Annotated in this window: 22 protein-coding genes and 1 tRNA gene; 11 read left to right on the top strand and 12 right to left on the bottom strand. The window is 62.3% G+C overall.

Annotated features, from left to right (window positions below; all coding sequences use genetic code 11):
- Positions 1–9 precede the first annotated feature (9 nt).
- Positions 10–1,023 carry a zinc-binding alcohol dehydrogenase family protein gene (locus KP701_RS04345; RefSeq protein ID WP_215745905.1) on the top strand — a complete coding sequence of 338 codons (1,014 nt, stop codon included), beginning with the start codon at positions 10–12 and terminating at the stop codon, positions 1,021–1,023.
- Positions 1,024–1,054: 31 nt separating this feature from the next.
- Here KP701_RS04345 and KP701_RS16465 read toward each other — a convergent pair whose 3' ends face one another.
- The 4 genes from KP701_RS16465 to KP701_RS04330 form a co-directional block, all read right to left on the bottom strand.
- Positions 1,055–1,183 carry a hypothetical protein gene (locus tag KP701_RS16465; RefSeq protein WP_256444997.1) on the bottom strand — a complete coding sequence of 43 codons (129 nt, stop codon included), beginning with the start codon at positions 1,181–1,183 and terminating at the stop codon, positions 1,055–1,057.
- A gap of 49 nt (positions 1,184–1,232) precedes the next feature.
- Positions 1,233–1,547 carry a hypothetical protein gene (locus KP701_RS16240; protein WP_252345375.1) on the bottom strand — a complete coding sequence of 105 codons (315 nt, stop codon included), beginning with the start codon at positions 1,545–1,547 and terminating at the stop codon, positions 1,233–1,235.
- Positions 1,548–1,641: 94 nt separating this feature from the next.
- On the bottom strand, positions 1,642–4,065 hold the full coding sequence (locus tag KP701_RS04335; RefSeq protein ID WP_215745903.1) for a DUF3772 domain-containing protein: 2,424 nt from the start codon (positions 4,063–4,065) through the stop codon (positions 1,642–1,644).
- A gap of 164 nt (positions 4,066–4,229) precedes the next feature.
- Positions 4,230–5,303 (bottom strand): quinone-dependent dihydroorotate dehydrogenase, encoded by a 1,074-nt coding sequence (locus KP701_RS04330; RefSeq protein WP_215745902.1) that lies wholly within the window; start codon positions 5,301–5,303, stop codon positions 4,230–4,232.
- 126 nt (positions 5,304–5,429) lie between these two features.
- Between KP701_RS04330 and KP701_RS04325 the strand changes: the two genes are divergently transcribed.
- Positions 5,430–5,669, top strand: a complete 240-nt coding sequence (locus KP701_RS04325) for a hypothetical protein (RefSeq protein WP_215745900.1) — start codon at positions 5,430–5,432, stop codon at positions 5,667–5,669.
- Positions 5,670–5,671: 2 nt separating this feature from the next.
- Here KP701_RS04325 and KP701_RS04320 read toward each other — a convergent pair whose 3' ends face one another.
- The gene (locus KP701_RS04320; protein ID WP_215745899.1) at positions 5,672–6,532 is read right to left on the bottom strand and encodes a sugar phosphate isomerase/epimerase; all 861 of its coding nucleotides are present in this window, start codon (positions 6,530–6,532) and stop codon (positions 5,672–5,674) included.
- Positions 6,533–6,536: 4 nt separating this feature from the next.
- On the bottom strand, positions 6,537–7,346 hold the full coding sequence (locus KP701_RS04315) for an alpha/beta fold hydrolase (RefSeq protein ID WP_215745897.1): 810 nt from the start codon (positions 7,344–7,346) through the stop codon (positions 6,537–6,539).
- Positions 7,347–7,476: 130 nt separating this feature from the next.
- Between KP701_RS04315 and dusB the strand changes: the two genes are divergently transcribed.
- From dusB to hflX, 6 genes are read left to right on the top strand one after another with little or no spacing between them, the layout of a single operon-like run.
- The gene (gene dusB, locus KP701_RS04310; protein ID WP_215745896.1) at positions 7,477–8,592 is read left to right on the top strand and encodes a tRNA dihydrouridine synthase DusB; all 1,116 of its coding nucleotides are present in this window, start codon (positions 7,477–7,479) and stop codon (positions 8,590–8,592) included.
- Between the two features lie 33 nt (positions 8,593–8,625).
- Positions 8,626–9,357 carry a sigma 54-interacting transcriptional regulator gene (locus KP701_RS04305; RefSeq protein WP_215745975.1) on the top strand — a complete coding sequence of 244 codons (732 nt, stop codon included), beginning with the start codon at positions 8,626–8,628 and terminating at the stop codon, positions 9,355–9,357.
- Positions 9,354–11,741 carry a PAS domain-containing sensor histidine kinase gene (locus KP701_RS04300; protein ID WP_215745894.1) on the top strand — a complete coding sequence of 796 codons (2,388 nt, stop codon included), beginning with the start codon at positions 9,354–9,356 and terminating at the stop codon, positions 11,739–11,741. Before KP701_RS04305 ends, KP701_RS04300 begins: the two co-directional genes overlap by 4 nt.
- The gene (locus KP701_RS04295; RefSeq protein WP_215745893.1) at positions 11,731–13,143 is read left to right on the top strand and encodes a sigma-54 dependent transcriptional regulator; all 1,413 of its coding nucleotides are present in this window, start codon (positions 11,731–11,733) and stop codon (positions 13,141–13,143) included. Before KP701_RS04300 ends, KP701_RS04295 begins: the two co-directional genes overlap by 11 nt.
- Before the next feature lie 48 nt (positions 13,144–13,191).
- Complete coding sequence (gene hfq, locus KP701_RS04290) at positions 13,192–13,446, top strand: RNA chaperone Hfq (protein WP_011252046.1); 255 nt, start codon at positions 13,192–13,194, stop codon at positions 13,444–13,446.
- Entirely contained in the window at positions 13,443–14,756 is a 1,314-nt protein-coding gene (gene hflX, locus KP701_RS04285) for a GTPase HflX (protein ID WP_215745891.1), read from the top strand. The genes hfq and hflX overlap by 4 nt, the downstream gene beginning before the upstream one ends.
- A gap of 10 nt (positions 14,757–14,766) precedes the next feature.
- Here hflX and KP701_RS04280 read toward each other — a convergent pair whose 3' ends face one another.
- From KP701_RS04280 to KP701_RS04270, 3 genes are all read right to left on the bottom strand, one after another.
- Complete coding sequence (locus tag KP701_RS04280; protein ID WP_215745889.1) at positions 14,767–15,927, bottom strand: OpgC family protein; 1,161 nt, start codon at positions 15,925–15,927, stop codon at positions 14,767–14,769.
- Positions 15,928–16,001: 74 nt separating this feature from the next.
- Positions 16,002–16,628 carry a hypothetical protein gene (locus tag KP701_RS04275; protein WP_215745888.1) on the bottom strand — a complete coding sequence of 209 codons (627 nt, stop codon included), beginning with the start codon at positions 16,626–16,628 and terminating at the stop codon, positions 16,002–16,004.
- Between the two features lie 91 nt (positions 16,629–16,719).
- Positions 16,720–18,174 carry a SulP family inorganic anion transporter gene (locus KP701_RS04270; protein ID WP_215745886.1) on the bottom strand — a complete coding sequence of 485 codons (1,455 nt, stop codon included), beginning with the start codon at positions 18,172–18,174 and terminating at the stop codon, positions 16,720–16,722.
- Positions 18,175–18,397: 223 nt separating this feature from the next.
- On the opposite strand from KP701_RS04270, the gene KP701_RS04265 reads away from it, so the two are divergent.
- Both KP701_RS04265 and KP701_RS04260 read left to right on the top strand, forming a co-directional pair.
- Positions 18,398–19,261, top strand: a complete 864-nt coding sequence (locus tag KP701_RS04265; protein WP_215745884.1) for an SDR family oxidoreductase — start codon at positions 18,398–18,400, stop codon at positions 19,259–19,261.
- 101 nt (positions 19,262–19,362) lie between these two features.
- Positions 19,363–19,438, top strand: a tRNA-His gene (locus KP701_RS04260).
- A gap of 33 nt (positions 19,439–19,471) precedes the next feature.
- Here the strand turns inward: KP701_RS04260 and KP701_RS04255 are convergent.
- Positions 19,472–20,404: a DMT family transporter gene (locus KP701_RS04255; RefSeq protein WP_215745883.1), complete on the bottom strand. Its 933-nt coding sequence runs from the start codon at positions 20,402–20,404 to the stop codon at positions 19,472–19,474.
- A 235-nt stretch (positions 20,405–20,639) separates the two neighbouring features.
- Between KP701_RS04255 and KP701_RS04250 the strand changes: the two genes are divergently transcribed.
- A complete protein-coding gene (locus KP701_RS04250; RefSeq protein WP_215745882.1) occupies positions 20,640–22,061 on the top strand; it encodes a mannose-1-phosphate guanylyltransferase/mannose-6-phosphate isomerase in 1,422 nt (473 codons plus the stop codon).
- 30 nt (positions 22,062–22,091) lie between these two features.
- Here KP701_RS04250 and KP701_RS04245 read toward each other — a convergent pair whose 3' ends face one another.
- Together KP701_RS04245 and KP701_RS04240 are read right to left on the bottom strand one after the other, a co-directional pair.
- Entirely contained in the window at positions 22,092–23,015 is a 924-nt protein-coding gene (locus KP701_RS04245; protein WP_215745880.1) for an SDR family oxidoreductase, read from the bottom strand.
- Positions 23,012–24,418 carry a hypothetical protein gene (locus KP701_RS04240; RefSeq protein WP_215745879.1) on the bottom strand — a complete coding sequence of 469 codons (1,407 nt, stop codon included), beginning with the start codon at positions 24,416–24,418 and terminating at the stop codon, positions 23,012–23,014. The genes KP701_RS04245 and KP701_RS04240 overlap by 4 nt, the downstream gene beginning before the upstream one ends.
- Positions 24,419–24,719: the final 301 nt, after the last annotated feature.

The raw sequence follows: 24,719 nt of genomic DNA, 5'->3' as shown, positions 1-24,719 counted from the left end.
ATATCTCCCATGAAGGCTTTCGGGCACAGACGTGCAACCTGCATGGACGACACCGATGCGCTGGTCGAACTCGACATTCCGACCCCTGTTCCGGGGCCGCGGGATGTCGTTGTGGAAATCCGGGCAGTTTCGGTCAATCCGGTCGATACCAAGCTGCGGTCGATGGACCCGCCGGGCGATGAACCACGGGTTCTGGGATATGACGCGGTCGGAACTGTTGTTGCCACGGGTGGTCAGGTCCGGGGTTTCCGGGCCGGGGATCGCGTTTTCTATGCGGGCACTGCCAACCGGCAGGGGAGTGATGCGCGATTTCAGGCTGTCGATGAGCGCCTGATCGCGCTGGCGCCGAAAAGCCTCTCCGATGCCGAAGCTGCAGCCTTGCCGCTGACTGCGCTTACGGCCTGGGAACTGCTGTTCGACCGACTGGGCGTGCGGCTGGGTGAGATGGACAACCCGGATGCGCTTATGATCATCGGCGGGGCGGGTGGCGTGGGTTCGATCCTTACGCAGATCGCGCGCCGTCTCACGGGTCTGACGGTCATTGCCACGGCATCCCGTCCGGAGACGACGGAGTGGTGCCGGGAAATGGGGGCGCACCATGTCATCGATCATCGCCGGCCGCTTGATCAGGAACTGGCGCGGATCGGAATTCCACAGGTGCGCTATGTCGCTGGTCTGACCGCATCCGGTGAGCACAGGGATGCGATCATACGCTCCCTCGCGCCGCAGGGTGCGCTGGCTCTGATCGACGATCCGGGCGAATTCGACATCATGCCCTTCAAGCGCAAAGCCCTCTCCGTGCATTGGGAATACATGTTCGCACGTCCGATGTTCGAGACGCCGGACATGCCCGAACAGGGCAGAATTCTTGCGCAGGTGGCCTCGCTTGTGGAGGCTGGTCTTCTGAAGACGACCCTGCATGAGATGCTGGGGCCGGTCACTCTTGCCAATCTGCGCCGGGCGCATGAACTGCTCGAAAGCGGCAAGGGTATTGGAAAGGCCGTGCTCTGCGGCTTTGAGTAAGGACTGTCAGCTGACGGGCAGGAATGGCCCGTCAGTTGAAATGCGCCCGGAGCAGCGGGGTGGACGAGATGCAGAGCATGATCAGTCCGAACAGCGCCATGACCTTGATGACAAAAAAACAGGCGTGCTGACGGGCATCGGCACCGGTAGCCAGCATCATGAATGGATCGGGATCGGGAAAGCCCGTTTTGCTGCCGATCTGGACGAGTTCAAGCGCACGCTGGCGGCTGGCGGCTGGCTGCGGCCTGGGCGCGGCGGCGCATCATTTCCGTGCCGGAGATATCGGCCTTTTCGTGCAGGGCTGTGAGATAGAGTTCCAGATCTTCGCGGCGATACGCGATTTTCCCGTCGGGCGCCTGCGTCCGCGCCGGCCCCGTGCCGAGCAGGGCAAGCAGCTTCATCCGGCGTTCCGGCAGCCCGAGATGAACCGCGGCTTCCGCCATCGAGAGCGTCTTGGAGCGAACGGGCAGGTGAAAAACCTGACCCGGCGTCTTGTCTCCGGAAATTTGTGTCGGGGATGGCATCGGTCTGGATCCTGGCCTCTCTGGACGAACTGACCTTAGGACCAGTCCGTCTGGAAATCGAGTATTGCGCGGAGTCCCGGAAAGTATTTTCCGATCATGCTGTTGTGATGGCGACGTCTTCGGCATGGAAACGGCGGAAGACGTCAAAAAGAATGGCGTCCTGCACACTTCCGCCGTCACGGGCCGAGATGAGGGCGACGCTCAGGGTCATGGTCAGACTATCGTCGGCAATCGCGCTCACCCGGACTTTCGGCGATGGCGTTGCGAGGACTTCGTCACGATGGGCCGCGACTTCCAGCAGCATGGCCTTCGCCTTCTCGGGATCCGTCGTCAGGGGGATCTTGAACGTCAGGGTCAGGACGCCGGTGGCACCGCTCAGCGTCGCGTTCTTGATGCTGGTCGTGATGAACTGGGAGTTCGGGACGATCATGGTCGAGCCATCGCTCAGGCCGATATCAGTGGCGCGGATGCTGATGCGTTTGACGTCACCGCGCGTGCCGGCGATCTCGACCATATCGCCGACGCGCACGGGACGTTCGGCCATCAGGATTACGCCAGAGACAAAGTTCTGCACGATGGACTGCAGGCCGAAACCAATACCGACCGAGAGTGCGCTGACCACCCAGGTCAGGTTCTGGACCGAGACACCGGCGATGGACAGGATGCCGAGACCGACGAGGATCCAGGCGCAGTAGGTGAAGATGCTCAGGATCGAGGTACGACTGCCGATATCGAGGCGCGTGGTGGGGAAGAAGCGATCCCGCAGCCAGGAGCGTGTCTGGCGGATTGCGTAATAGGCCACCACCAGCAGAACGATGGCCAGCACCACGGTATCGAGCGAGATCTTCACGCCATGGATGGTATTGCCGACGAACAGAAGCCACAGCCGGTTCGTGATGTCAGCAACGCTGAAGCTGCCATCCGTCTGTGCGATGGAGAACAGGAGCAGCAGGAGCAGGACGTTCCCGAGCCCTGAGAGGATCACGCCGATCTGTGACAGGCGGCGCTGCGTCAGGCCGAGCTGGCCCAGGCGCAGGCTGAAGAAGCCACCCTCCGAAAACAGCCGGTCCAGTACGTCGCGCCAGCACAGCCCCAGAAGCGTCACGATGGCAACACCCGTACCCAGCGAGAGCAGCCACCCATTGAGCGTGAAGGCGAAAGCTACATAGCCCAGCAGGATGGAGATGACCGTAACCGCCAGCAGAAGGCTGGAAACGCCCAGAGCGGAAGGCGCGAAGCCGCGGGTATCGTTCTGGTTGCTGAGGCGGCGGAATGTGTCCACGGCGCAGAGGCCGATAGCGATCGAGAACGCGATTTCCAGCAGGAGCTGAAGCGTCTGGCCAAAGGTGTCCTGAGCCTGAAAGGCCCGCAGCAGGTCCAGCAGTAGAATGCTGATCGCAAGGATCCAGTCCACCCCCCGCAGCGCCTTGCGTTCGCCCGGATTTCCCTGAGCCAGAACACCGTTCCGTCCGAAGACGGGCAGCCCGGCACCAATAATGAAGCCGCAGACGGGGACCGTCTCCCCGATGATCGCGCCGATCGGACCCCCGCCATCAGGTAGGACGGCGGCTGCCCAGATGAACCAGCCCAGCGTGGCGATCAGGGCTTCCAGCGCGCCATTCAGTGTGATGGCGATGATGCTGCTGGAGAGGGCTTCCTTTACGCTGTCTTCGGTGGCGGGGCGGAAATGGGCGCCGCAGCGTTTGAGCAGACGCAGGATCAGCGGTGAACTCAGACCAATGGCCGCGAAGGTGATCGCGCAACCGATCAGGAGATAGAGCCAGTCGGACAGCACGCCGCCAGCATGGAGTGAATAGCGGTTTTCCGCCCGTTCGGTCAGGAGCGTGTTCCAGAAGCGTGGCGCGAGCGGCGAGACCGTCCGTTCGGACAGGGCCGCGTGTTGCAGGCGGGTGCGCCGCGCATTGATGGCCGTGTTGAGCTGCTGGGCCTGAAGATTATAGAGCTTGGCCCGCATCAGCGCCGATTTCACGGATTGCGAATTCTGCTGCATCCGCTGGCGCTGTGCAGTGACGGACGCGTCCTCGTTTTCCGCGGCCTTGGGGCCAAGGATTTTCAGGAAGGATTCGGTGATGCTGTCATAGGACTGGATCTGCGTAACCGCGTCCTGCGTGTTCTGCTGGACCTTCTGAACCTGGGCCGACAGGGCGTCGAGTTCGTTATTGCCCGTGTTGACGTCCTTGCGGTTCAGCGTCGCGAAAACCTGCTTCAATACCGCCGCGCTGTCATCGAGCTGACGGCTGATGGAAGTGGAGACAGCGTTCCAGCCCAGCCCGGAATTGGCAGGATCTGACTGCTGGGTCTTGTCGGCATCCCTGGGCGCTTCTCTGGTCGGAGCCGGCGCGGTCTGTGCAGCGGCCGCCAGCGCGGCGGGTGTCGTCACACCTGCGCAGAGCAGACCGAAAACGAGGGGTAGAGCGCCCAGCATGTATCCACAGGTTGTTCCGGGGCGCGGGCTGCGGAGAGGTGAAAAGGCGCGCGCGGGAGGCCGTGTGGTCATGCGAAGGTGTTCCGTCCAGTGTCTTGATGGGGTTTTCAACGGCTTGCGTTCGCCGGGGTTCGATTTCCGCCTTGAAGCGGTTCATTGCGCCGGGCGGATGGATACGAAAAAGGGCACCTTCCCCCGAAGGGAAAGATGCCCTGAGACGGGAGCTGAGCAGTCCGTCAGTTCGGCCGGTCAACGCCGTGGGCATCGGCGATCGTCTCGAAGCCGTCGCGGCGCATGGCGTCGAGCAGTTCCGTCTTCATGCGGGTCAGGATGCCGGGGCCCTGAAGGATGAAGGACGAATAGATCTGCACCATATCCGCGCCCATGCGGATGCGGGCGAGAATGTCTTCGCCGGTTTCGATGCCGCCACACGAAATCAGCGCCAGACGGCCCTTGTTCAGACCCGAGACGATCCGCAGAACCTCGCGGGAGCGCGGGGTGAGTGGGCGACCAGAGAGGCCACCGCTCTCGCGGGCCGCCGGATCACGCAGGGTGGCGGGACGGGCGATGGTCGTGTTGGTCAGGATCAGACCCTGCGCGCCGCCTTCGATGGCGGCTTCGAGGATCGGCTCGTAGGAGCTGTCATCCAGATCGGGCGCGAGCTTGACCAGAAGCGGAGGACGCTCCGGATTGCGGGTATTGATGGCGTCCAGAAGCTCTTTCAGCATCGTTGCCGACTGAAGATCGCGCAGCCCCGGCGTGTTGGGAGACGACAGGTTCATCGTGATGTAATCGGCATAGGGCCGCACGCGGGCCACGAGGTCCGGGTAGTCCCGCAGCGGGTCGGAGCCGGTCTTGTTGATCCCGATATTCACGCCCAGCGGGACAGTCGGACCGCGCATCCTGCCATTGGGCATCGGGCGGTGCAGCCGGGCGAGACGACGGCAGAAGCGGTCCACGCCGCAGCCATTGAAGCCCATGCGGTTGATGATCGCACCATCTTCGACCAGCCGGAACAGGCGGGGGCCGGGATTGCCGGGCTGGGGGCGGGGCGTCACGGTCCCGGCCTCGATATGGCCGAAGCCCAGTTTGGCCAGCGGACGGATGGCACGGGCATCCTTGTCGAATCCGGCAGCCAGGCCGATCGGGTTGGGAAAGCGCAGGCCGAGCGTGCGGGTCGAGAGGGCCGGCACATCCTTTGGCGCCTGGCCGCCAAGGCCGAGGGCAAGGGAGTGAATGGCGAGTTCGTGCGCCGTTTCGGTGTCGAAGCGGTGCAGGAGTGGAGTGACGAGCGTTCCGAGATCGATCATGAATCGTTTCCATACCCTAATCCGCGGTGTGACGCATCAGCTTCGCGCGTCTGGCTTACATCCCCGGAGTGTATCTGATGGCGTTTTGTCTTGGCGGTGGCGCAGGGACGCGATAGACGCGAACGCATGTCCGACGCATCCGCTGCTGAATCCTACGACGAGCCTTATCTGGAGACGTGCTGCCGCTCGACGCTGCACCGGCTTTTGCTGTGTGCGCCGACGGGGCGACCGACAGGGCTGAAGGACCAGCCCTGTCTTGAGCGGCTGGAACGGCTCGGACTGTCGAAACTGCGTGATGACGGGCGTTTCGTCATCACGCAGGACGGCCTGAAACGACACTGCGAGGAAATCGGCCCGACAGAGTGACGTCAGGTCTCGCCGTCCTCGCCGTTCCAGGCCTGATCCAGTCCCTCGCGGCAGAAGCGGATGACGTCGCTCAGATCGCGGTCGTAAAGGCTGTCCGGCACGTCTGAGGAAAAAATCTCGACCGTGCAGGCGCCCCGGAAGCCCGCGTCCCATGTTGCCTGCAGCATTTCATGCAGCGGAATGCAGCCATCGCCGGGGATCAGGCGGTCGGCAGCGGAATAGGGCGTACGCCAGTCGCTGACCTGAAGGACGTTGATTTTGCTTCCCGCAGCGCGGATGGCCGCGCAGACATCCTTCTGTTGCCAGATGTTCCAGTAATCCAGACACAGACCCATCGCCGGATGGCCGACGTCGTCAACGATGTCCATGGCCTGTTCAATGGTCCAGATGGCGCTTTCGGTGTTCACTGAGGTCGGGTTGAGCGGCTCCAGCGATAGGGAAACGCCCAGATCGTCGGCAAGGGGACAGAGTTCCTTCAGATAACGCACCGTCTCGTCCATGGTACGGCGCATGTTGCCCTTTGGTGGCGCGCCGGTATTGGTCACGAAGACGCTGCCGGGGACATGAGGCGCGAGCGTTTTCAGGCTTTGGGCAAGACGTTTGACGCGGGCTTCAGGCGCTTCAGGTTCGGGGACCATCGCGCTTCCGAAGAAGGTCCGCACCAGAGGCTGGACCGCACTGACTCTCAGCCCGCTCTCCCTGACGAGGCGCATCTGCTCCCCGATGCGATCCGGATCGAGCTTGGCTTCACAGATCTCGATCGCATCCACGCCGAGGTCACGGTAACGCGCCACGTCTTCCTCGAACGACCAGGGCTGGGTCGTGAATTCGTTCATGCCGAAAGGGAAGGGGAGTTTCGTCATGGGATTACCTCTTCAGGAAGTCGAGAACAGTGCGGTTGAACTTTTCTGTCTCGTCGAGAAAAACCATGTGCGCGCTGTCCTCGAACTCCACGCCGGTGCAGTTGGGCATGTGCTGCGCCACCCAGGCGGGACCGTCCGGATTCAGGACCTTGTCCTTGCGGGCGATCATCATGAGGGCGGGAAGGGTGAAGCGGGGCAGGATGTCACGCCAGTCCTGCGTGGTGTGATCCGCCATCATGGCGCTGCGGGCATGGGCGGGACTCTGCGCCATTTCCCGGAGCAGGAGCGCTTTCTCGTCTTCGGGCAGAGGGTGGCAGATGCAGCTTTCCAGATTGCCTCTGTCGAACTCGTCCGGTGTGAGGGTGAGCTGCTGCTGCACGGCTGTCAGGCCAGCCTGATCGAAACAGGCGGCGTGACCGAGCTTCCAGTCGGCGGAATAGTACTGCTTGGGGGTCTGCTGGACGAAAATGGCGTTGCGGATGCGCTCTGACCCGAACAGCTCCAGATACGACCAGATGACGGGGCACCCGATCGACCAGCCCAGAACCGTCACGTCCTGAAGGTTCAGCGCGACCAGAAGGTCGCGCAGATCGGCGGCCAGACGGGAGATGCGATAGCCATGCTGCGGTTTTTCGGAGCGTCCGTGTCCGCGCAGGTCCATGGTGATGACGCGGGCCTGTTCGGAGATCGGGCCGACATTGCGGTGGAAGAAACGTCCCGAGAAGGTCCAGCCGTGGATCATGACGATGGGACGTCCGTGTCCCTGTTCCTCGTAATGGATGCGGGTTCCGTCGCTGGTCGTAATATGCGGCATGCTCTTCTCCATGAAGGAATGGTGGAAGTGGCGTGAAGACTGTCTGGGGAATAGCGCACGGACAGGGGGCGGGGTTGCGTGCAAAGGAGCGTTTGCGCTTGCGGAGGCGGGCCGCTAAATTGATCCTGCCATGACTGCTTCCGCTCCTTCCGCCGCTCCTGATGCGCCTGCCGCTGCACCCCCGAACCGTGTCCTGAAACCCATCGATCTGGGACAGGGCGTGGTGATCGAGGATCCGGTGATCCTTGCTCCGCTTTCGGGTGTTACGGATCTACCGTTCCGTCAGCTTGCCCGTGATCTCGGGGCAGGACTCGTCGTGTCGGAAATGATCGCGTCCTGGGCGATGATCCGCGAGAACGAGAACACCATGCGCATGGCGCGGATGGCCGAGCGGGGGCCAAATGCGGTCCAGCTTGCCGGATGTGATCCCGAGGCCATGGCGCAGGCAGCGAAGATTTCGGTGGATGGGGGCGCGAACCTCATTGACATCAATTTCGGCTGCCCGGTGAAGAAGGTCGCGATCGGGCAGATGGCTGGTTCTGCGCTGATGCGGGACGAGGTTCTGGCCGGGAAGCTGCTCGAAGCGACAGCGCGGGCCGTGAATGTGCCGGTGACGCTCAAGATGCGCATGGGCTGGGACCACAATTCGCTCAATGCACCGCGTCTGGCGAAGATCGCGGAAGAGAGCGGAATCCGGCTTGTGACCGTCCACGGTCGCACCCGGCAGATGTTCTATAACGGCACGGCGGACTGGCGTTTCGTTAAAACGGTGAAGGACGCGGTCTCGCTGCCGGTCATCGTCAACGGAGACATCAACACCATTCGCGATGCGCGGGAGGCACTGCACCAGTCGCAGGCCGATGGCGTCATGATCGGGCGCGGGTGTTATGGACGGCCATGGTTTACGGCGCAGGTGGCGCAGTCCCTGCGGACCGGTGAAGATGTGCTCGACCCGGATCTGGCGACCGAAAAGGAAATCGCCCTGCGGCATTACCGGATGATGCTCGATCATTTCGGCGAACGGCCGGGCCTGCGTCTCGCGCGCAAGCATGTCTCCTGGTATTCCGCCGGGCTGCCGGGCTCTGCGACGTTCCGCTCTACCATCAATGGTGTTGAGAGCGCAGCCGAGGCCATTGCGCTGCTGACTGCATTCTATGACCGTCATATTGAGGCCGGTGTCGTGCGCAACCGTGAGGCCGGCCCGACGGGCAGTCTGAGCCGCGACGGCACGCGTGAAGCGGCCTGAGGGCGTGAGACGTCCGGCCCTTCCGTGTCAGCCATGACGGAGCAGTCTGCTTCAGGTCTGGTCGAGCAGGGCTGCCATCCGGTGTTCCTGTACGGCGCGTCCCGCCTGGACCGGCAGGATGTTGCCCGGCGATTGCACAGTCACAGCCCGCGTGCACAAAATCCGTTTGTGATTGCCGCCCTGACCGCGACGCCGCGCGCGCTTCGTGAAGCGGCCCTTTTCGGAAATGGTGAGGCCGGCTGGATCCAGCAGGCGCAGGGCGGGACCCTGCTGCTGGATGAGATCGACTGTCTGTGCCCCCTGATGCAGGACCGGTTCATGGAATGGCTCGCACAGGAGGGCACGGATCTGCGCGTGATCGCGGGGAGCCGTCACGATCCTGTTCTTCTGCTCCGGCAGGGGGGATTGTCCACAGCCCTGCATCGCTGGCTGTCGGCGCTGCCCTCTGCGCAGCGTTTGGGGCCGGAGCGGATCAGCGCGGTCTGTCGGCTGGCGGCTGGCACAGGCACGGCGCGTCCCCGCGGGTTGGAGCGGGCGCTGGAACGGCCCCTGGCTGAATATCTTGAAGGCGATCTGGAAAACGGGGCGGGTGATCTGCATGCCTGTGTGGTGGGCGAGGTCGAACGGCCGCTGATCACGATGGTTCTGCGGCGGACCTGCGGTAACCAGTTGCGCGCTGCCGCCATTCTGGGTGTAAACCGCAACACCCTGCGCAAGCGCATCCGTGAACTGGACATCACGATCCCGAAAGGCATCGACGAGTGAGACTTCCTTCCCTGAGGCGCCTGTTTGCAAGGCTGACGAGTGCCAATGGGGCGGTTCTTCTGACAGTCATGGCGCTGGTGCTCGCCTTTGCGACGTTCGTCGTGCTGTCGGGGGGCATGTCTCTGGCGCATCGCCCACAGGTGCAGGCGATCGTCTTTCTGCTCGACTTTATCATGCTCATGCTGATTGCGGCGGCGGCCGTGGTGCAGATCGGGCGGATGCTGGCCGAGCGCAGGCTTGGTCTGGCTGGCGCACGGCTGCATGTCCGGCTGATCACGCTGTTCGGCATCGTGGCTGTTGCTCCGACCATCGTGGTGGGAGCAGTCGCGACGCTGTTCTTCCATTACGGCGTGGAAATCTGGTTCTCCAACCGTGTCAACGATGCGCTGAACGAGGCGCGGTCCGTCGCGGTCGGCTATTTGCAGGAGCATAACGACAACGCACGGACGGAAGCTTTCGCGCTCGCGAACACGCTCATTACCGTCCAGAACGACGAGCTTTTCTCCCGTGGGACTGATCTTTTTCACGATCCCGCACGTCTTCAGGAGTTCCTGGACGATGAAGTCACCGAGCGCGGCCTGACAGATGCAGAGGTGTTCGATCCGCTGACCTACAAGGTTCTGGCGGTGGGCGGTCTGCTGGGCAGCGATGCTGACATGACGACTGCACCGCCATTGCCACCCAAATCCGTGGTGGAACTGGCACGACATGGCGAAGCCGTGATTCTCGACCGCCCGGATCAGCGCAGGGTGCGTGCCGTGGTCGCACTGGGCGGCAATTCCGGTCTCATGCTGGTTATAACGCGTCCGGTTGACCCGGATGTCGTGGAACACATGCGCCGCACGGATACGCTGGTGGCGGATTACCAGCGGCTGATCACCAATCGCGGCAAGACGCAGGTCCTGTTCGCGGTCATTTTCGCCCTGATGGGCCTGCTGGTGCTGGCCGTCGGAATGCTGACCGGACTGGCGCTGGCGAACCGTATTGCAAACCCGCTCGGACTGCTCATTCTGGCAGCCCAGCGGATTTCCAAAGGCGATCTGGGGGTGCGGGTGCCCGTCCCCGACGATGCGGGGCAGGACAAGGACGACGAAGTGACGGGCCTGTCCCGCGCTTTCAACAGCATGACGGACCAGCTCGAAAGCCAGCGTTCCGAACTGATGCAGGCCTATGATCAGATCAATGAGCGCCGCCGTTTTACCGAGACCGTGCTGGCCGGTGTATCGGCCGGTGTGATCGGGCTGGACCGGATGCAGGTCATCGAACTGCCGAACCGCGCGGCGTCCAGCGTGCTCCAGCGCGATCTTCAGCCAGCCATTGGGATGAAGCTGACGGATCGTGTGCCGGAGTTCTCGGGCCTTCTGGAGGCCGCCCGCATGGCGCCAGAGCGTGTCCATACCGCCGAAATCCAGGTGGATACGGAAGGCGCGCAGCGTCCGGGTGGTCCGGGTGAGGGCGCAGGGGCCGGTGCGGGGCGGACGCTTCTCGTGCGGGTCGTGGCGGAGCTGCGGGGGCAGGAGGTCGCGGGCTATGTCGTGACCTTCGATGACATCACGGACCTTCAGTCCGCACAGCGAAAGGCGGCCTGGGCCGATGTGGCGCGGCGTGTGGCGCACGAGATCAAGAATCCGCTGACCCCGATCCAGCTTGCGGCAGAGCGGCTCAAACGGCGCTTCCTCAAGGAAATTCACTCCGACCCCGAGACCTATACGCAGCTTGTGGACACGATCGTGCGGCAGGTCGGAGACATCGGGCGCATGGTGGACGAGTTCTCCGCCTTTGCGCGGATGCCGCAGCCCGTCATGCAGCCGGAAGACTTTTCACGGCTTTGCCGGGAGGCGCTGGTGCTCCAGCGGAACGCTCATCCCGAAATCGTGTTCGAGACGACCGGACTGCCGCCCTCTGGGCCGATCGTGCGCTGTGACCGGCGACTCATCGGCCAGGCGCTGACAAACCTTCTACAGAATGCCGCTGATGCCATCAGCATGGCAGGCCGCGGAAAACCGGGAGAAAATGCTTCCGGGCAGCCAGTGCAGCCAATTGGACACATTGTGGTGGGCTTGCACATTCGCAGCGGGCATGTCCTGCTAGACATAGAAGATGACGGGATCGGCCTGCCGACGGTGGAACGCCACCGGCTGACCGAGCCTTATGTAACCCACAAGGCGAAGGGCACCGGCCTCGGCCTTGCGATCGTCAAGAAGATCATGGAGGACCATTCCGGGATGCTTCAACTCACTGATCGGGCACCAGACCAGTCCCGTGGCGCGTCGCCCGGGCAGCGGGGAACGCGTGTCACCCTGTCCCTGCCGTTATGGGAGCAGGAGAGCCATGTCCCGGGTGGAACGGACCTTCAGACCATGAGGACAGCAGATGGAACATGAGATCCTGATCGTCGATGACGAACCGGATATCCGGTTTCTCATCGAGGGCATTCTGAACGACGAGGGCTACAAGACCCGGACCGCCGCCAATTCGGATCAGGCGCTCGAACTCTTCCGTGCGCATTGTCCGTCGCTGGCGATTCTGGATATCTGGCTTCAGGGATCCCGGCTGGACGGGATCGAACTCCTCAAGATCTTCCAGACCGAGGAGCCGGGCCTGCCGACGCTGATGATTTCTGGTCACGGGACCATCGAGACGGCGGTATCCAGCCTCAAGCTCGGAGCTTATGACTTCATCGAGAAGCCGTTCCAGTCGGACCGGCTTCTGGTCGTGGTGCGGCGTGCGCTGGAAGCCGCGCGGCTTCGGCGGGAGAATGCGGAACTGCGTCTGCGGGCCGGTCCGGAGACGACGCTGTCGGGGGACGGCGCCGTTATTTCGGCCGTTCGTGCCCAGATCGAGCGTGTCGCCCCCACCAATTCCCGCGTGCTGATCAGCGGTCCGGCCGGATCGGGCAAGGAAGTGGCAGCTCGCATGATCCATGCGCGCTCCCGCCGTGCGGAAGGGCCGTTCATTGCCCTGAACTGTGCCACACTGGCGCCCAACCGATTCGAAGAAGAGCTTTTCGGCCTTGAGGGTGAGGACGGTCAGCCGATGCGCCGCGGCGTGCTGGAGCGGGCCCATCGCGGGACGCTGCTGCTGGACGAGGTCGCCGACATGCCGCCTGAAACGCAGGGCAAGATCGTTCGTGCGCTTCAGGATCAGACATTCGAGCGTCTGGGCGGCAATACCCGGGTGAAGGTGGACATCCGTGTCATCGCCACCACCAACCGGGATCTCCAGTCCGAAATCGCCGCGCACCGCTTCCGCGAGGACCTGTATTACCGCCTTGCGGTTGTTCCTCTGCGCATTCCGTCCCTGCGCGAACGGCGCGAGGATATTCCGGGTCTGGCGCGGCATTTCCTTGAGCGCTGTGCTCAGTCTTCCGGCCTTCCGGTCCGGGAACTCTCCGTGGATGCGCTCGCCGCCCTGCAATCCTATGAATGGCCTGGCAATGTGCGTGAATTGCGCAATCTGATGGAACGGCTGCTGATCATGATGCCAGGGACGGGGAATGATCCGATCCGGGCTGACATGCTGCCGGCCACCATCAGCCAGGGCGCACCCTCGATGACGCGCCTGAATTCCGGAGCGGATGTCATGAGTCTGCCGCTGCGTGAGGCGCGGGACCTGTTCGAGACGCAGTATCTTCAGGTGCAGCTCATGCGGTTTGGCGGCAATATCAGCCGGACGGCCAGCTTCGTCTGCATGGAGCGCAGTGCACTGCACCGCAAGCTCAAGCAGCTTGGGGTGACGACGAATGAAGAGCGTAATACCGCACCTTCCACGCCGGTGAGTGGCTGAGATGTCGAACCGTCTTTTTCCCTTTTCCTTCTCTCGACTGTTAACAGCGTGACTTCAGAACCTTCCTCTTCTGCCGGCTCCCGGGCCGTGCAGGAGGTTTTCCTCGACCATCTGCGCAGGACCGAAGCGTCCGTGACCGTCTTTCTGGTCAACGGCGTGAAGCTTCAGGGCATCGTTGCCCAGTCCGATGCGCACACCCTGCTGCTCCGTCGTGATGGCCATGTGCAGCTTGTCTACAAACACGCTGTCAGCACGATCATGCCGGTGGCGGCCATGTCCCATTTTGTGGAAGAAGAACTTTGAGCGGTTTCGACACCAAAAAACCTGCAACCCGTGCGGCCGTCATCCTGCCCTGGGAGAAGTCGGGACCGCAGGAGGAAATCCGCGCGGCCGATGCGCGGCTTGAAGAAGCGGTCGGGCTGACGGCGTCGATCGGGCTGGTCGTGGTGCGTCAGGCGGCCATTCTGCTGCGCGCCCGCCGTCCGGCGACCCTGCTGGGAAGCGGTCAGGTCGAACAGCTGGCCGAAGCGGTCAAGCTCGACAATGTGGATGTGGTTGTCATTGATGCGCGTCTGTCTCCGGGGCAGCAGCGCAATCTCGAGAAGGCTCTGGGCTGCAAGGTCGTGGACCGGACGGGGCTGATCCTCGATATTTTCGGGGCGCGCGCGGCGACCCGTGAAGGTGTACTTCAGGTCGAGCTGGCCCATCTGGAATACCAGCGCTCGCGTCTTGTCCGGCTGTGGACCCATCTTGAGCGTCAGCGCGGTGGTTTCGGCTTCCTTGGCGGCCCGGGTGAAACGCAGATGGAAGCGGATCGCCGGATGCTGGCCGAGCGCATCGGCAAGATCAAGAAAGAGCTGGAGCAGGTGCGCCGGACGCGCGGTCTGCATCGTGACTCCCGCAAGCGCGTGCCGTTCCCGGTCGTGGCTCTGGTGGGCTATACCAACGCGGGGAAATCCACGCTGTTCAATGCCCTGACGGGGGCATCCGTCCATGCGCAGGACCAGCTTTTCGCCACGCTGGACCCGACGATGCGCGGGCTGCGCCTGCCGTCGGGCCGTAATGTGATCCTGTCCGATACTGTGGGATTCATCAGTGAACTGCCCACTGAACTGATCGCGGCCTTCCGTGCGACGCTTGAGGAAGTGGCGCAGGCGGATGTGATCCTGCATGTCCGTGACATCTCACATCCTGACAGTGCCGCCCAGCGGGCGGATGTGCTGAACGTGCTGGACGGCATGGTGCGGGACGGGATGCTCGACGCGCACTGGCCGGACCGCACGATCGAAGTGCTGAACAAGGCCGATCTGGTCGGCGGTGTCGAGGCTGTGCCGAAGCGTGAAAACGCGGTGGCGATCTCGGCCATTACGGGCGAGGGGCTACCGGATCTGTTCGAGATCCTGGACCAGTATCTGACGCGATCGATGAAATCCGTGGAAGTGCGTCTTCCGATCACGGACGGCGCGGCCCTCGCCTGGCTTTACCAGCATGGCGAAGTGGTTGGTCGGACGGATCGCGAAGACGGGATGGACGTGCAGGTCCGTCTTTTCTCCGCGGATCTGGAGCGGTTCGAACTGCTGCACCCGAACCGCATTCTACAGCCGGAAGGCTGAACGAACGCTGCTATTCGGGTGCTGGCACGGGGCGTGCCGGGCCCGAAGACAGGCGGGCTGCCTTGGCCCGCTGACGGGCACGGTCCAACGGGATGGCCAGCGCGTAGGTCAGGCCGAGGCCGACCACGTTCATCACGATTTGGTCCCACAGATTGATGCCAAAGCTTGCGAACATCAGTCGTCCCAGCAGGTCCAGGACCGTGCTGCACGCAAAGACTTCCAGAGAATTCCGCCCGAGCAAAGCGAGGCTCTGACCGATCCGGTCGGCGGAAATGCGGCGCAGGGCCTTGGACGACTGCACCAGATAGAAGATCGCCATAATGTCCAGCAGGCGCCAGATGGCGAGAGTGGATTTGCCTGTATTAGGCGGGGCCGGAAAAATCCGCAGAAACGGGACGTGCCAGTATTCATACGGAAAGCACAACACGAAAGCGCCTGCCAGATAGGTCAGGCATAAGGCCTTGGCCCATGGGCGATAGGGCAGATCGCCATTGTGTTTCGAGGCCCAGACGGCGCCCAGAATGCCCAGGATATAGAGGAACTGCCAGCCGAACGGGTTGAGATACCAGCCATTGGGATCAAGCCAGTTCGGGATGGTAATGCGCGGGTCCAGATTGGCGATGGCCCAGACACAGATGCTGAGCGCCAGCAGAAGCCATACACTGCGCTTGAGAACCCAGTAAATCAGCGGGAACAGCGCCAGAAGCACGACATAGAGCGGCAGGATGTTCAGGTAGCTCGGCAGGGCGTCGAATGTCAGGATACGCCACAGCCAGCTATAGCCATGCGCGAGCTGGGGTTCGATCGTATATTCGGGCAGGGGCTGGTAATGGCGCCACTGACGCACGGTCCAGACGAAAACCAGCGTCATGCCGGTCTGATACAGATAAAGTCTGAGGCATCGGGCAAGAATCCGGTGAATGCCGATTTTCCAGCCCTGACGGTCAATCAGGCGCCCATAGGCCAGATAGGACGCATAGCCCGCCAGCATGACGAAGATCTCGGCTGCGTCCGCGAAGCCGAAATTGCGGATGGTGATGCGGTTGAGCAGATCATCAGGAACGTGATCCACGAGCATCATCAACAGGGCGATTCCGCGCAGCGCATCCACGCGGTGATCGCGGGGGGTCTTGCGCGCTAAAGCTGCAGGGGGCTGTTGGGGCGGCTCCATGACTTCTTCTTATCGTCAGTACGGGGGGAGGGGTATGGGTGAGTCGTTACGGTCAGATTAAAGATTGGACGGAATTACAGAGTGTGGCTGTCCGTCTCTGAATGATGCAGGGCCGGGTCCATTCCGCCCTGCATGCCCATCCCGCCGCCTCCCCCGCCCCCGCCTTTTCCGCCTTCCTTGCCATCACCCTTGTTCCCGCCGTTCGAGGAAGGGCGGGCAGGCCCCTGTTCGGGAAGGACGAGATCGGAGGGCAGGCTTTCAAGGTTCAGAGCCTTGCGGATGAAGTTACGCAGGGACACCACCAGATCATGAGTGGGGACAGGGCGTCCGGCCACAAGCTCCGCCGCTGCGCGGCCCGCCATCCGGACCTGTTCTTCCGTTCCAAGCAGGATGATGTCGGACAGCGCGGCTTCGACAGCATCGCGGATGCGGCGGTTGCGGTCCGAGCCGGAAAGCTGGTCAGACCCCAGATCCCGTTTATGCGTCGGATCCACGAGGAGAGTGCCGGTGAACGAACCGCCCAGTGTGCGATAGGCGGCCATCAGCACCCGGAGACGCTCGTTGATCTGGCGATTCATCCGTTCCCGGCGCTGCTGGATAGTCAGCATCGTCAACAGGCGGATGCCGACGCCAATCAGCGTAAAGAGCGCCAGCCCGATCAGGGTGGCCAGCAGGCTGTGCCAGGAACTGAAATCAATCATGCTGCGCAACGCGTCTCTCCGGACCGCTCGGGAATGCCCTTATAACAGTCAGGCATCCGCACGGTTTTGCGATTTCAGCTCCCGCTGAGCCTTACAGTGCAAGCAGGCTCTCGTTGGACTGCGTGGCGATGATGCCATGCTGGTCGTGATGAAGTCCCGTGACTTCGACCGTATGGTCGTGGGACTGGAGCTTGCCGATGATCTTCTCCAGAACCTGAACGGAGGTGATGTCCCAGAAACGGGCATGGGTGAGGTCGAGAACCACGGTTTTGGCGTCAGTATGATAGTCGATGGCGTCAGACAGGCTGTCTGCGGACGCGAAAAAGACCTGTCCGGACGCCCGGTATGTCAGCGTCTCCCCCGACCGCTCTTCCGTAACACGCAGGAGCTTTGCGGCATGCCACGCGAAGAACACACCCGAGAGCATGACACCGACCGCAACACCGGCAGCAAGGTCGTGGGTCATGACGACCACGGCGACCGTGACGAGCATGGTCAGGCTGGACAGGCGCGGATGACGTGTCAGGTCGCGCAGGCTGCTCCAGGAGAACGTGCTGGCGGAGACCATGATCATGATGGCGACAAGGGCAGCCATCGGAACCTGCCCCACCCAGCGATGCAGCAGGACCATGAGAGCCAGCAGAAACGCGCCGGCGGTGAAGGTGGACAGGCGGCCGCGTCCGCCATAGCGCAGGTTGCCGACGGTCTGGCCGATCATGCCGCAGCCTGCAATGCCGCCAAATGCGCCAACGAGAATGTTGGAAATGCCGAGGCCCGTGCATTCCATGCGCTGGTCGCCATGGGTATCGGTAATGTCATCAACGACGGAGGCCGTCATCATCGATTCCAGCAGGCCCACGGCAGCCATGGCCAGCGCGTAAGGCAGCACGACCGACCACGTCGCCCAGTCCAGGGCGATATGCGGGAAGGTCAGGCTGGGCAGTCCGGTCGGCAGGTCGCCGAGATCCGAGACGGTATGAACCGGCATCGGATGCAGCATCGTGATGGCGGTCAGAATGACAATGCAGATCAGGGGCGAGGGGATGGCATCCGACAGGCGCGGCAGCAGATAGATGATGACAAGCCCCAGCCCGATCAGCGCATAGGTATGCCAGGTCACGCCCAGCATCTGCGGGAGCTGCGCGGAGAAGATCATGATGGCCAGCGCGTTGACGAAGCCGGTGCGGACTTCGGCTGGCACAAACCGCATGACGGCCTGAAGACGCAGCAGACCGAACACGACCTGAAATGCACCAGCGACAAGCGTGGCGAGCAGCATGGCCTGTACACCATGAGCATGAACCAGCGGTGCTGCGACCAGAGCCACCGAACCGGCAGCGCCGGAAATCATGCCCGGGCGTCCGCCGAAAATGGCGATCGAGACGGAAATGACGAAGGACGCGAACAGCGAAACGGCCGGAGAGACGCCGGCGATGTAGGAGAAGGCAATGACCTCGGGAATGAGGGCAAAGGTGCCGACCATTCCGGCCAGCACTTCGCGCAGCGGGTTCTGTGCCCACTGGCGACGATAGAGAGCGGGAGTCATGAAGGATCCTTGCAGGCAGGGCGTGAACAGGGTGCGACGTATTCAGGCCCGGCGCGGCAATGAGGCGTATAGTGTAACCCGGCTGGGTTCAGGATTGAAGGTCTGGAATGAACCTGAAGTGGAAGGGATGGGTTTCGGCGGGGGATGTTCTCCTCGCGAATTGAACAGCGGGCGGCGTCTTTGCGTTGGGACGGAACAGACCTTCCTTCATCTGGAGCATATCATGGCCAACTATCCCGCCCCGCCGTTCAACACCCCGCATCAGGATCATATTCCCGGCCAGACGTCCCTCATGACGCCGAAGCCCGATCATGGTGAGCAGAGTTATGTTGGCCATGACCGTCTGCGCGGAAAGATTGCGATCATCACGGGCGGGGATTCCGGTATCGGCCGGGCGGTTGCGATCGCGTTTGCGCGCGAAGGCGTGGATGTCGTCCTGTCATTCCTGCCCGAGGAAATGGACGATGCCCGCGAAACCGAATCCTGGGTACGCAAGGCGGGACGGCGCGCCCTCCTTGTTCCCGGAGACCTGCGGGACAGGGATGTCTGCGCCGAATTGGTGGACCGGACAGTCGCGGAGTTTGGGCAGATAGACATTCTGGTGAACAACGCGGCCTTCCAGATCGAACGCTCCTCACTGGCGGATGTCAGTGAGGAGGAATGGGACAAGACGTTCGATATCAACGCCGGTTCCGCGTTCCGGCTGTCGCGTCTGGCCCTGCCGCACATGCCGCGGGGTGGCGCGCTGATCCATACGGTGTCGGTCAATGCAGATCAGCCCAAGCCGAAGCTTCTGGCCTATTCCGCAACCAAAAGTGCCATCCAGAACTTCAGCGGTGGTCTGGCACAGTTGCTGGGCGAGAAGGGAATCCGCTCCAACGTGGTGGCGCCTGGCCCGATCTGGACGCCGCTGATTCCTGCGACCATGGATGTCGAACACGTGGAACGCTTTGGCGCTGATACGCCGATGAAGCGCCCGGGACAGCCGGCGGAGTTGGCCGGGGCGTATGTTTTCCTGGCCAGTGATGACGCCAGCTATGTCTCGGGCGCCACGATTGCCGTCACCGGGGGGACACCGGTTATCTGAGTCGGAACGGGGTGGTCGGAAAAATCCGGAGTGTAAAAAAAATTGCGTCAAAGGACTGGACGACAACCCCAACCTTCCTCTAGAGAATGCGTCGCTGTGTGGCGGATGTAGCTCAGTTGGTAGAGCGCCGGTTTGTGGTACCGGTTGTCGCGGGTTCGATCCCCGTCATTCGCCCCAGCAATCCTTTTCCAAAAAATCTGAATATTGCCCTCAGGGTTTTGCGACATCAGCCTGCTGATAGTGTCTGTGTTCCCAGTGTTCTTCCAGCGCCATACGCTCGAAGCGCAGTTTCTGGCGGATCCAGTTCAGCATGCCTGAGAGTGTGACGACCACGATCCCCACGAAAGTCCAGTTGTCCAGCGGCTGCTTGAACAGCAGATAGCTGAACGCAACCGCCCAGACCATCTGGCTGTATTGTGGAAGGGCAACCCGGTTCGCGGGGGCGACGGCTGTGGCCATCATCATGAAAAGCTGACCCAGAGCGGCGAGAAAACCGTATCCGAACAGAATGGACCAGACCTTCCAGCCATGGGGCCAGGAGGCATGGGCGATCATGAGAAGTCCGTCGCCGATCAGTGGGCCGAACAGGCTTGATCCAAACAGGGAAAGCCTGGCACTGCCATCTCCCGCCAGCCGGTAGGCCACGACGCTGCTGGCATTGGCGAGGGCTGCGACGATGGCGCAGACATGGCCCAGATGGAACGTCCGTGCGCCGGGTCGCAGGACAATCAGGACACCGAGAAATCCGACCGCGACGGACAGCCAGGTCCAGAACGAGACCTTTTCCTTGAGGATCGTTACGGAAATGATGGTGACGAAGAAGGGCATCAGGAACATCAGCGACAGGGCTTCGGGCATGGGCAGCAGCATGAAGGCCATGACGCTTGCGGCCGTCGAGATGAATGTCGAAACCGCGCGCAGAATCCACATCCCCGGGCGGGTCGTCGCGAAAATGTCGGAATAGGGTTCGTCGGGGCGGCGGATGAAAGGCAGGAGAATGAATCCGAAGACGCCGCCTGAAAACGCGACTTCAAAAGGGTCCAGATGCCCCGCAAGTCCTTTTGAGCAGGCATCGCTGATGGAAAAGGCGGCATAGCCCAGAAGCGCCAGAAGAATACCGGAGGAGAAAATATTCTGTTTCATGAGTCTGTTTCTCCGCGGGTAAAGCTGATTCCCATCCGGGGATAAGGAAACCTGCTTGCGCTGACAGTCAATGTTTCAGATTTCCGGAAGGGTCTTTTCTGATGCTCCGCTCATTATTGGGAGCAGGAACAGGACTGGGGGCAAAATTGGAAAGGTCGCGACCTTGATGTAGGATGCGCGCCCTTCGGGGAAGCCCTACGGCCCCCATCTTGTGGATGAAAAAGCGTAAGCCCCCATGTCCCAGAAGATCGTTCCAGTTATTCTCTCCGGTGGATCAGGCAGCCGTCTGTGGCCGGTTTCGCGCAGCAGCTACCCCAAGCAGTTCTGGCCTCTCCTGTCGAAGCATAGCCTGATCCAGGAAACGGCGCTGCGCGGTGCGCGGGCAGGGCTGGCGGATCCGATTGTGATCTGTAATGCCGAGCACCGCTTCATCGTCGCGGAACAGCTGCGGGATGTCGGGGTTGAAAACGCCCGGATCGTTCTCGAACCCGTAGGCCGCAATTCCGCCCCGGCCATAGCGGCAGCTGCTTTCCTGGTGGCCGAAACTGATCCGGACGCCGTTCTGTGGATCATGGCTGCGGATGCGGCCATTACCGATGAGGCAGCTCTCTACTCCGCGCTTGACCATGCCGTTGCTGCCGCAGGGCAGGGGCGGATCGTGACGTTCGGAATGAAGCCCACGCGTGTCGAGACGGGCTATGGTTATATCGAGAGCGGTGCGCCCCTTTCAGGCCTTGAAGGCGTTTGCGAAGTCTCGCGCTTTGTCGAGAAGCCGGATGCCGCGACGGCGGAAGCATTTTTCCGTGATGGCCGGTATCTGTGGAATTCCGGCATGTTTGTGACGCAGGCTGGCGTTTTTCTCTCCGAGATCCAGACCTTCGAGCCTGCGCTCTACGAGCATGTCGGACAGGCCGTCCGGACCCGGCAGAGTGACCTTGATTTCGACCGGCTGGACGATGCGAGCTTCCGTCAGGCACCGGATATCTCGGTCGACTATGCAGTGGCCGAACGGACGAAGCGGGCGGCCGTGGTACCCGGAACATTCGGCTGGTCGGATATCGGAAGCTGGGATGCGCTGTGGGAGCTGACGTCCAAGGATGAAGCGGGCAACGCGACATTCGGGGATGTTTTCCTGGATGACGCGCGGAACTGCTATGTCCGCTCGGATGGGATTGTGGCCACGGTCGCGGGTGTGGAAGATCTGATCGTCGTCGTGACGCAGGACGCTGTCATGGTCTCGCATCGTGACCGGGCGCAGGACGTCAAACACATGGTCAGTCGTCTGAAGAAGGCCGGACGCAAGGAAGCCACGGCCCATAACCGTATGTATCGCCCGTGGGGCTTCTATGAAAGTCTGATCCAGGCGGACCGGTTCCAGGTGAAGCGGATCGTGGTTGAGCCGGGCCAGAAACTCTCGCTGCAGAAGCATTTCCATCGCGCCGAGCACTGGGTCGTCGTGGGTGGTACGGCGGTCGTCACCCGTGATGCTGACCAGATCATGGTGCGTGAAAACGAAAGCGTCTATCTGCCGCTGGGCTGTGTTCACCGGCTTGAGAATCCGGGGAGGATTCCGCTGACCCTCATTGAGGTGCAGTCCGGGCCTTATCTGGGCGAAGACGATATCGTCCGCATCGAGGACGTCTACTCCCGGAACTGATGCGGGACGGAGGCCCTGATCCTTCGCGGATCAGGGCTCCTGCTTCTGGTGCGTTCGGTGGCCGAAGAGGTGGTGCAGCCCGTTGGCGAGCGGAACAGGGATGACGCCCAGACGCTGCTCCATCGGACCGACATCGAAATTCTTGTCTTCCAGAAGGCGGCGGATTTCTTCCGGCGCGATCTGCGGCAGCCTGCGGATATGCCGCGTCAGATGAGACAGCGCCATGAGCATCCATCCCGGCAGGGAGATGATGGGACGGCCGCCAAGCCCTGCAAAATACAGCACCATGCGCACGAAGGTCCGGTAAGCCACCGCCGTCGGACCAGCAATCACGATGCTCTCCGGCCCCGTGACGTCTCCGTTCTGGATCAGATGTATGGCCGAGACCAGACAGCGCGTGACATCCCGCTGCTCGATGGGCTGAACAAGGGCGCGGCCACCACCGGGAAGGGGGATGACGGGCAGACGTTCCAGAAGCTTCGCCAGCCGCTGCACATTGTCTTCGCCCTGAGCACCATAGATCATGGTCGGATGCAGGATGATCGACGGGCGACCGTCGGCCTTGAGGGCGGCCTCACCCGCCAGAACGCCCCGTCCGTGTTCGTCGGGCCAGCGCGTGAATTTGCGGGTGCTGCCCAGCGCTACGATAGGGGCTTTCGTGGCGGCCAGAATGGCGGCCAGGTGGCGCGCATGGGCCGTGTTGACGACAACGGCCGCATTTTCGAACGCCAGTTCAAGCGTGGCACTGTCCGTGAGGTCTGCGATCCGCACGGCCTGACAGGCTTCGGCGATGTCGGGCGCGAGATTGCCCTGGCTGCGCACGACGGCAATGATTTTCTGACCTTCAGCCAGAAGGGCGCGGCAGAGCGCGGACCCCGAGCGTCCGCTGGCGCCGATGATGCAGACCGGGCCCTTCGCAGGCGATGACGGGTCTGGGATGTTGCCGGTCGTCATTGCGCGGAAGCCTTCAGGTCGGGGGATGCGAGAAATGCCAGCATCGAGGCCGGGGAAGAAAAGGCGTCATTGAGGACCCGGAGGGAGACGGGTGTTCCGGAAGCATAGGTTACCGTCAGGATGCGGCCAGCCGGATTGGCGACATAATCCGGAATCGCGCTCAGCGCCGGATTGACGGAAAGGGCCGTCTGCAGAACCTGCGCGGCCTGCTGGCGAAGCTGGTCCGCCGTCATGCCATTCCCGGCCTGCCGGGCGGACAGGACAAAACCGGTATCGAGAAGCCTGTCTCCCTTCAGCGAGAAGGTCACCTTCTGCAGGGCCGTCGACTGGAGCATCTGCTGCGGAGAGGAATGGCCTTGCGCAAAATCCGTCTGAACGGTCCGGGCACTGGCCGTCAGGGTCATGAAGCCCGGGACTGTGAGGGATGCGTCGGTTTGGGAGGTGTGATCGTCCAGATTCGAGATCTGGACAGAGTGGGCGGTCGAGCCTGCGCCGTTGATCGGGAAAGGCAGCTTCTCGTCGCTCTGGAAATGGAAGCCCTTCAGATCCTGCGTCATGGTCGCGGTCTGGTTCTTAAGCGTTCCCGTCCCGTGCAGTTCATCGAGCCGGATTGTGCCTGATGTCATGCTCAGCCTGAAATTACGGGCCGCAAAACTCTCGGGCGGGGCCATGTGCGGCGGCAGGGGATGGTGGTCCCACAGGGCTGCAACCTGTGCGGCGAGATCCTTCTGCTTCAGGTCCAGCCGCTCCAGACTGGCCTGCCCGCTGACAAGCTGCGGCTCCTGACCGGGGGCGTGAACAGTCCGCTCGTACGCGATGGTCGACCCTTCGGTGCGTAGCGTTGTGACGAGGGCGGGACCGTAGTTGTCCAGCGTGAGACGACCGGAAAACAGGCTATGCACATTGATCGGGCCGGGTGAGGGCGACGGGACGAGGTTCTGGACCGAAAGCTGTTCGATCTGCCCGTGAGCAAGAGCGATATGTGCCGGATCGATTCGGGAATGGCCCTCCGTTGCGGGCCGGGAGGGCGGCAGAACCAGCTGGCGCAGGCTGAGCGTGCTTCCATGGATGATCTGTGTCGGCGTCTGAAGGAACGGCTCGCGGACTTCAACGGCGCGGATGGAGAGGCCACCATCCGGTGTCGGACGGGGATGGCCCAGCCGCATCCGGGAGGCGCGCAGGGTAAGTGACCCGTCCCGCAGGGTGATATCGGTCAGGGTCGCCCCTAGCGAGAGGATGGCCGGGTGCGCACTTCCATAAGTAAATGTCGTCCCGGGCGGAAGAGCCGCGCGGAAGCTTGAAAGGCCGCGGACCAGCTCCATGTGGGCTTCGTGGTGAACGCCGGCCATGCCGATCACGGCCGTTACCGAAATCAGGCTCGCCGTGAGCCAGGGTCTTTTCACGTTGATGTTCCTGTCTGAAACGGCCCCGCACAGGCGTCGGGCGCGAACGGTCTGTGTTGCGGCAGGATACCATTGTCGCGACACGGAGCAATGCAGACGTCGTTTTTGTTGCGGTAACAGGATACCATATAGCTAAAAATGGCGGAAAACTCCTGCGAATCACATAATTCAATGTGTGAACGGGGCTTGACGCGCGCGCTGGAGACGGCAATAAGGCCCCACCTGATCCGCTTCGCCGGAAAAGAGGGTGCTTTCGAGCATCGTCTTTTCTTTGCAAGCGCCATCCACGGTGCGGCCTGAG

This window comes from Gluconobacter sp. P1C6_b (assembly GCF_018811945.1).
GTDB lineage: Bacteria > Pseudomonadota > Alphaproteobacteria > Acetobacterales > Acetobacteraceae > Gluconobacter.
This window is presented reverse-complemented; position numbering and strand designations above follow the sequence as displayed.

What these genes read in the sequence shown, in the direction of transcription:
- KP701_RS04335 (WP_215745903.1), bottom strand. Translation starts at nt 4,065, where the DNA reads ATGACCACACGGCCTCCCGCGCGCGCCTTTTCACCTCTCCGCAGCCCG.
- KP701_RS04255 (WP_215745883.1), bottom strand. Translation starts at nt 20,404, where the DNA reads ATGAAACAGAATATTTTCTCCTCCGGTATTCTTCTGGCGCTTCTGGGC.
- KP701_RS04280 (WP_215745889.1), bottom strand. Translation starts at nt 15,927, where the DNA reads ATGGAGCCGCCCCAACAGCCCCCTGCAGCTTTAGCGCGCAAGACCCCC.
- dusB (WP_215745896.1), top strand. Translation starts at nt 7,477, where the DNA reads ATGACTGCTTCCGCTCCTTCCGCCGCTCCTGATGCGCCTGCCGCTGCA.
- KP701_RS04330 (WP_215745902.1), bottom strand. Translation starts at nt 5,303, where the DNA reads ATGATCGATCTCGGAACGCTCGTCACTCCACTCCTGCACCGCTTCGAC.
- KP701_RS04305 (WP_215745975.1), top strand. Translation starts at nt 8,626, where the DNA reads ATGACGGAGCAGTCTGCTTCAGGTCTGGTCGAGCAGGGCTGCCATCCG.
- KP701_RS04295 (WP_215745893.1), top strand. Translation starts at nt 11,731, where the DNA reads ATGGAACATGAGATCCTGATCGTCGATGACGAACCGGATATCCGGTTT.
- KP701_RS16465 (WP_256444997.1), bottom strand. Translation starts at nt 1,183, where the DNA reads ATGATGCTGGCTACCGGTGCCGATGCCCGTCAGCACGCCTGTTTTTTT.
- KP701_RS16240 (WP_252345375.1), bottom strand. Translation starts at nt 1,547, where the DNA reads ATGCCATCCCCGACACAAATTTCCGGAGACAAGACGCCGGGTCAGGTT.
- KP701_RS04265 (WP_215745884.1), top strand. Translation starts at nt 18,398, where the DNA reads ATGGCCAACTATCCCGCCCCGCCGTTCAACACCCCGCATCAGGATCAT.
- KP701_RS04315 (WP_215745897.1), bottom strand. Translation starts at nt 7,346, where the DNA reads ATGCCGCATATTACGACCAGCGACGGAACCCGCATCCATTACGAGGAA.
- KP701_RS04270 (WP_215745886.1), bottom strand. Translation starts at nt 18,174, where the DNA reads ATGACTCCCGCTCTCTATCGTCGCCAGTGGGCACAGAACCCGCTGCGC.
- KP701_RS04320 (WP_215745899.1), bottom strand. Translation starts at nt 6,532, where the DNA reads ATGACGAAACTCCCCTTCCCTTTCGGCATGAACGAATTCACGACCCAG.
- KP701_RS04250 (WP_215745882.1), top strand. Translation starts at nt 20,640, where the DNA reads ATGTCCCAGAAGATCGTTCCAGTTATTCTCTCCGGTGGATCAGGCAGC.
- KP701_RS04275 (WP_215745888.1), bottom strand. Translation starts at nt 16,628, where the DNA reads ATGATTGATTTCAGTTCCTGGCACAGCCTGCTGGCCACCCTGATCGGG.
- KP701_RS04325 (WP_215745900.1), top strand. Translation starts at nt 5,430, where the DNA reads ATGTCCGACGCATCCGCTGCTGAATCCTACGACGAGCCTTATCTGGAG.
- KP701_RS04345 (WP_215745905.1), top strand. Translation starts at nt 10, where the DNA reads ATGAAGGCTTTCGGGCACAGACGTGCAACCTGCATGGACGACACCGAT.
- KP701_RS04245 (WP_215745880.1), bottom strand. Translation starts at nt 23,015, where the DNA reads ATGACGACCGGCAACATCCCAGACCCGTCATCGCCTGCGAAGGGCCCG.